Origin of the sequence: Haladaptatus sp. (assembly GCF_049589095.1) — an archaeon.
In the GTDB taxonomy this organism is placed as follows: domain Archaea; phylum Halobacteriota; class Halobacteria; order Halobacteriales; family Haladaptataceae; genus Haladaptatus.
In genome coordinates this window covers 1-6,076 of record NZ_JBAWAC010000452.1, presented here as the reverse complement: position 1 = coordinate 6,076, position 6,076 = coordinate 1, and the positions used below count along the sequence as shown (strand labels likewise).

The 6,076-nt window shown below is 58.1% G+C and carries 7 protein-coding genes; 4 read left to right on the top strand and 3 right to left on the bottom strand.

The features are described 5' to 3' along the window. The first annotated feature begins 98 nt into the window (after positions 1–98). Together WBV42_RS14240 and WBV42_RS14235 are read left to right on the top strand one after the other, a co-directional pair. Positions 99–359 (top strand): SDR family NAD(P)-dependent oxidoreductase, encoded by a 261-nt coding sequence (locus tag WBV42_RS14240; protein WP_423986617.1) that lies wholly within the window; start codon positions 99–101, stop codon positions 357–359. After that, positions 277–930, top strand: coding sequence for an SDR family oxidoreductase (locus WBV42_RS14235; protein WP_423986616.1), 654 nt, complete (start codon positions 277–279; stop codon positions 928–930). Before WBV42_RS14240 ends, WBV42_RS14235 begins: the two co-directional genes overlap by 83 nt. A gap of 689 nt (positions 931–1,619) precedes the next feature. Here the strand turns inward: WBV42_RS14235 and WBV42_RS14230 are convergent. Then, positions 1,620–2,429, bottom strand: coding sequence for an alpha/beta fold hydrolase (locus WBV42_RS14230; protein WP_423986615.1), 810 nt, complete (start codon positions 2,427–2,429; stop codon positions 1,620–1,622). 184 nt (positions 2,430–2,613) lie between these two features. Then, the gene (locus WBV42_RS14225; RefSeq protein ID WP_423986614.1) at positions 2,614–3,030 is read right to left on the bottom strand and encodes a DUF5518 domain-containing protein; all 417 of its coding nucleotides are present in this window, start codon (positions 3,028–3,030) and stop codon (positions 2,614–2,616) included. Between the two features lie 164 nt (positions 3,031–3,194). On the opposite strand from WBV42_RS14225, the gene WBV42_RS14220 reads away from it, so the two are divergent. Then, positions 3,195–3,599, top strand: coding sequence for a CBS domain-containing protein (locus tag WBV42_RS14220; RefSeq protein ID WP_423986613.1), 405 nt, complete (start codon positions 3,195–3,197; stop codon positions 3,597–3,599). Positions 3,600–3,680: 81 nt separating this feature from the next. Here WBV42_RS14220 and WBV42_RS14215 read toward each other — a convergent pair whose 3' ends face one another. Further along, on the bottom strand, positions 3,681–4,859 hold the full coding sequence (locus tag WBV42_RS14215) for an MBL fold metallo-hydrolase (RefSeq protein WP_423986612.1): 1,179 nt from the start codon (positions 4,857–4,859) through the stop codon (positions 3,681–3,683). Positions 4,860–5,204: 345 nt separating this feature from the next. On the opposite strand from WBV42_RS14215, the gene WBV42_RS14210 reads away from it, so the two are divergent. Further along, on the top strand, positions 5,205–6,076 hold an 872-nt coding region (locus tag WBV42_RS14210), incomplete at its 3' end, for a sulfurtransferase (RefSeq protein WP_423986611.1).

The window sequence follows — 6,076 nt, the reverse complement described above, 5'->3', positions numbered from 1 at the left end:
ATATTTTCGCGAAGTGTCGCGATCTTGATTTCGAGAAGCTTGACTATGAGCGTCGGAAGGAAACGACAACGAACCGAATAGAGAATTGAGCGGAAATAATGACACCACCAATATATAAGAAATATTTTGATTGGTGGCGTGTGACAGGATGTGGTCCCATGGATGAATTGCTTTCCGGTTCGGTAGCGGTCATAACGGGCGGTTCGAGTGGCAATGGTCGTGCGATTGCAAGAACGTTCGCCGAGGAAGGTGCCGACATCGTCGTTGCCGATATTCGTGACTCTCCGCGTGAGGGCGGGACTCCAACGCACGAAGCGATCGCTGCGGAAACGGGATCCGGCGACGTTCGTCAAATGTGACGTCACCGAGAAAGACGATCTCGAAGCGAGCGTCGAAGCAGCCGAGGAGTTCGGCGGGGTCGACATCATGATCAACAACGCCGGGATTTTCCGCGGGGAAAATTTCCTGGAGGTGTCCGAAGACGACTACAATCGACTCATGGACATCAACGTCAAAGGCGTGTTCTTTGGGGCGCAAGCCGCTGCCAAGCGTATGGCGGCGAACGGTGGTGGCAGTATCATCAACCTCTCCAGCGTCGCCGGACTCGAAGGAACCGGGGAATACGTTACGTATTGTACCTCGAAGGGTGCCGTTCGATTGATGACCTACGCACTCGCTGACGCACTCGGTTCCGAAGGAATCCGTGTCAATGCGATTCACCCCGGGGTCATCGAAACGATGATGACCACCGACGATGTCGAAATCGTCGGTACCGAAGAAGGAGAGATGTACGAGCAGATGATTCCTTCGCAGCGATTTGGGACACCACAGGACGTCGCAAATGCAGCGCTGTTCCTGGCTTCCGATCTCGCGGATTACGTTAACGGGGAATCACTCGTGCTGGACGGTGGGCTTACAAACACCGGATAAATCGTCCCATTGCCTCGGTTTTTATCGACACCCCTTCGTGCGCTCGCCAAACGTGGTGTACTTCCTGATACCCAAGTTCGATCTGCACCCCGTCGCCGTAGTCGTGTCCGATGGCCGTAATTCACAGCATGCGCTGGGCGAGAATCTCGTCGTCAGTGTAAAATTGGCGGGAGACGGCCTACTCTCCTCCCACCTTCCGATGGGAGGATTTCGGGCAGACGTTTGTGGCCTGTTCCACGGACCTCTCGTGCTTGAAACCGGCGTCTCTCGTTCCCCATTGGGTTGAACGTCACATGGGTGCGGGTGGGAAACGATTCAAGTCCGGGAGGTCCGGGGTGACCGCGAATTTTCGTGCTCCGATTGCCGAATCGACGCGGGTAAGCTCGATTCAACCACAGTTTTCGACGACGACAGTCCTTGTCGTTCCACAGAGTGTTGACGGTGGTTGAGTGAGCAAGCCAGTGGCCGTCTTGCTCGCCACATTCATTTCGTTTGCTCCAGGGGCCATAGTTCTTTTTCGCATTCCCAAAAAGTGAGAATCGATAGTATGGCCGACCTAAAGTGCTACATTCTCGGTCTGAACGTTTGAGGCACGAGTGCCGACTCCGTAACGACCATACGAGCAGTTCCCTCAATCGATCCGGTAAGACGATCGATCCGGACACGGCGCAATCGTCTTCGTGACGGAGTCACTCCACGAACGACGTGATCTCCCGATTGAACTTTTCAGGCTCCTCCCAGAAGGGACAGTGTCCGCTCCGTTCGAACCGTACGAGGGTCGCCTCGGGGATGTGGTCTTCGAGCCACCCCCCTACGTCCGTCGGGAAGATATCGTTCCGTTCGCCGTAGAGAAGCAGGACCGGCACGTCGATCGTGGGTACCACCGGTCGGAAGTCGGAATACACGACGTCCAGAAAGATATCGATGGCGACGCTCGTCGGAGTCTTGGTCGTCTCGGCGTACATCTCGTCGATCGTGTCTGCCGCCGGTGGTTCGTTGAACATCGACTTTAGGAACGGTTTTGCAACCGACGGACGGTTGTACGTGAGGTTCGTCGTGATATCGACGCCATCGATACCCGAGAACTCACCGGGGGACCCGTGAGGCCAGTCGTCATCGTACTGTAATTTTGGACTCTGGTCCACGAATACGGCACGGGATAGCCGGTTGGTTCCGAACTGGTCGAAGTATTCGAACATGACCATCGTCCCCATCGACCATCCTACGAAGGTAACGTCGGTGAGTTCGAGCGTCTCGATCAGTTCCCGGATGTCCCGTGCGTACTGTGCGAGGGTGTGGCCCGCGTCGGTCTTTCCGGAGCGTCCATGTCCCCGAAGGTCGAGGGCCACGACGCGGTGGGAGTCGGCCAAGGCATCGAAGTTCTTCTGCCACCAGTACTCGGCATTCATCATCCAGCCGTGGACGAGTAGAATCGTCTCCCCCTGTCCCTGATCCTCGTAGTAGATCGGCACGCCATCGTGGCTCTCGAAGTATGGCATCGCGGAGTATCAATCAATCGACATAGGCATAAACGGTTCGGGCGGTCGCTTCCAGCGTGATTCTCATCTGCCGGATGGCGAACGCGTTCACATGCCGAGATGCGACGCGACGGCCGAGAGCGCTCGGTTGGACGATCACCGTCCGAAGAGTCGTCCGCAAACGACGATCAACCGATCTCCGCGATCACGTTTCCTCCACCTTGCCGCTACCGTTCGAGGGCCGGCGCTGGAGCGTGGTTTTCGCGTACCGGGTGAGTGGACCGATGATCATCCCTTCCACCGCAAACGTAGGAACGATCATCACGGCGATGACGGTGGACGTGTATGCACCGACGAAGCCAGCGATGCCGACGTTCGCGGCAGTAAGCGCGGCACTTACCGCGCTGAAGACACCCATGAGTATCACCGTCGCGACGGCACCGAAGAGTCCGGCGAGCGCACCGTCGTATAGCCCATCTGAGACCGTTTCTGCGGTCCATCCCGCGACGAGTCCACCGACGATTCCCCATGGGGCGAGCGCGCCACTGCCACCGAGAATCCCCGCGAGCGTACTGATCACTGCGGTGAGTGACGCTCCGAGATAGACCGGTTTGCTAACCATTAACAGTAATGCACTGCTATCCCGTATATGTCTTTGGCTGGATCGGGGTATCCTCGATGGAGGTTCGCATTCGTAAAGGTGTCGCGTGATTGGCGAAAGGAAGAAAGTCGGCAAGGAGCGTGAGTAGCGACAACTTTTATCAATATTCAAAAAAGACTACGTGTATGGACGATATTTTCGTCGGTCAGCTAATGACGACGACTCTCCACACCGCATCACCCGATACGCTCGTCGAAGAGGCAGCACGAGAGATGATCGAGAGCGGGATCGGTTCGGTTATCGTCACCGATGACGAGAACCATCTGCAGGGAATTCTGACGACCACCGACTTCGTTCGGATCGTTGCCGAACGACAACCCAAGGACGAAACGCCGGTATCCGAGTACATGTCGACCGACGTCATGACTGCAACGGCACAGGACTCGATCCGCGATGTCTCCGACCGTATGATTACACACGGAATTCACCACATGCCCGTGGTGGATGAAACGGAAGGGGTTATCGGAATGATTTCCACGACGGATCTCACGGCGTATCTGTCCCGTGTTCAGACTCCGAGTCCCTCGTAATCGGGCTACGGAGGAGTTACTCGTCGCCGTCGTCGACATCGTCGAGTCGATTTCAGGGAGGACAGAGACGAACGGTGCGGTTTAATCGTCGGCAACGACGCTGTCTTCGGTCGCCGCACAGCGGTTCGGTCCGAGTTCGAGTTCGTTCTCCTCGTCGACGCTTTCCGGTACGTAGCTCCCCTGATTCGTGGCAATCACGGTCTCGTAGTTCGGTGGTTTCGACGGGAGGTTCTCGAACATGTGCTCGACGAACTCGTCCTCCGCTAACTGCACGATTTCGTTGGTACGCCGGACGGAGCCGACCGTCGTGACCATCGGCACGCCGGGCGTGACGTCGACGTACTCGCCGTCGTCGGTGACCGAGAAGTGCCCCGGGAGAATCTTCACGTGGTCGGGAAGGGACAGGATGACCTTCTGGAGCGTCGCGTACTGGACGCGTGCGCCGTCGCGTGCGTCGGCGTCGGCGAACTGGAGTTCGGTGCGGCCGATGGACTCGACGAACAGGGTGTCGCCTGTCAACAGCGCCTCGTCGTCGATCAACCACGAAGTCATACCCGTCGTGTGACCGGGCGTGTGGACGGCCTTGATATCGACATCGCCGATATCCACCGTGTCGTTCGGGTCGACGCCGTCGAAATCGTACTCGGGGTCGCGCGTCGCAGCGGGTGAACCGAGGTGGTACGGAACGTCGAGTTCGTCGGCGAGTCGGCGGCCGCCGGAGATGTGGTCGGCGTGGATGTGGGTATCGAAGACGTGCGTGATTTCGAAGCCTCGCTCCGCGGCGGCGTTCTTGAACGTCCCCGTGGCACGAGTCACGTCGATGGCGGCGGCCTCGCCGGTCCGCTTGTCGCCGACGACGTAGCCGAGACAGCCCTTCGAGCGACGCTGTAACTGGAGGATTTCCACGTCATCGTTCCGCGTTGCGATGGGGACGACGTCGTAGAGCATGCTCCACGATTCCATGCCCCCTTCGACCGTCAGTACGTTCTCGAACCCGTCCGCTTCAAGCCACTCGGCGAACTGCCCGGCAGACTTGCCGGTCGCACAGATGGTGATTACCTCGTCGTCGGGAGCGAGTTCCTCACGCTGGGCGTCGAAATCGCCGACCAGTTCGTCGTTCGTACCCGAGAATTCGACGTTCTCGGCGTGGGCGATGTGCCAGTCGGCGTAGTCGTCGGGGTTCCGCGTATCGAACAGGGTGACGTCGTCGTTCGCATCGATCTTATCTCGCAACTGCTCCACCGTGATTTCCTGAACCATTGCATTGAATTGTATTTCACATGCAATAATAAGGATTCGTCAGGCCAGATTTATTGCCGGGTTATCGCTCCGTCGCGGGATGGTTTCCACGAAATGACCACATTATTGCCCCATTATGGCCCAATCAGTTCTCTCGGCGAGAGATCGCGGCGAGGGATGGAAAGCCCCGGCAGTATTGTGTACTATCATCTCGATTGTCCGCTCCGAACCGGCAATCACATTACGTTGGAGTCGCTACGACGGATTGGTGATTTAATGTCCAATCCGGATTCGGTGCGTGAGAAGCTCGATGACCTTCCTCCTAGCTCCAAGTTCATCTATAAGATACTCGACCAGAACGGTCGAATGACACAGAAAGCCCTCATCGAGGAGACGATGTTATCGGCGCGAACGACGCGCTACGGTATCAAACAGCTCGACGATGCGGACTTACTCGAATCGACACCGGCGCTCCGCGACGCCCGTCAGACCTGTTACGGACTGGCGTTGGACGGGGCGGACCGGGGCGACTACGCAACGGACGCGCTCGTCGAAACGGAGTGGCTCGACGAGCGATTGGACGAGGTTCGAAACGACGACCCGTCACTCCTCCTGATCGAGGTGGACACGAGCGACACCTACGAGGACGGGCATATTCCCGGGGCGATCAAGCTCGACTGGCAAATGCATCTGACGGGAGAAAACGGCCGTGGCGTTCCGGAAAAAGGAACGTTCGAGGCGGTGCTGGGACGGCACGGTATCACCGAGGATAGCACCGTCGTCCTCTACGGTGGCGAGTCGAACTGGTTCGCCGCCTACGCCTACTGGCTGTTCAAATTCTACGGCCACGACGACCTCTACCTCCTCGATGGGGGCCGTGACTACTGGATCGAAGCGGGCTACCCCACTACGACCGAGGTACCATCGGTCACTGAACGTGAGTACGACGCGAGTGGGCCGTTCGACCACCTACGGGCGACTCGCGACGATGTCGAACGGGCGCTCACGGAGGACGTGACGTTGCTCGACGTCCGGAGTTCCGAGGAGTTCGTCGGCGACGTCCGGGCACCGCCGAACGGCGAGGGGATGCCGATGACGATGGTGGGCGGGCACATTCCCGATTCGGTTAACGTCCCTTGGTTCGACGTTCTCGATGACGATGGCAGGTTCAAGCGTCGCGACGAACTCAGTGACCTGTACGAGGGGGAAGGAATCGCACGGGACGACGACGTCATCGT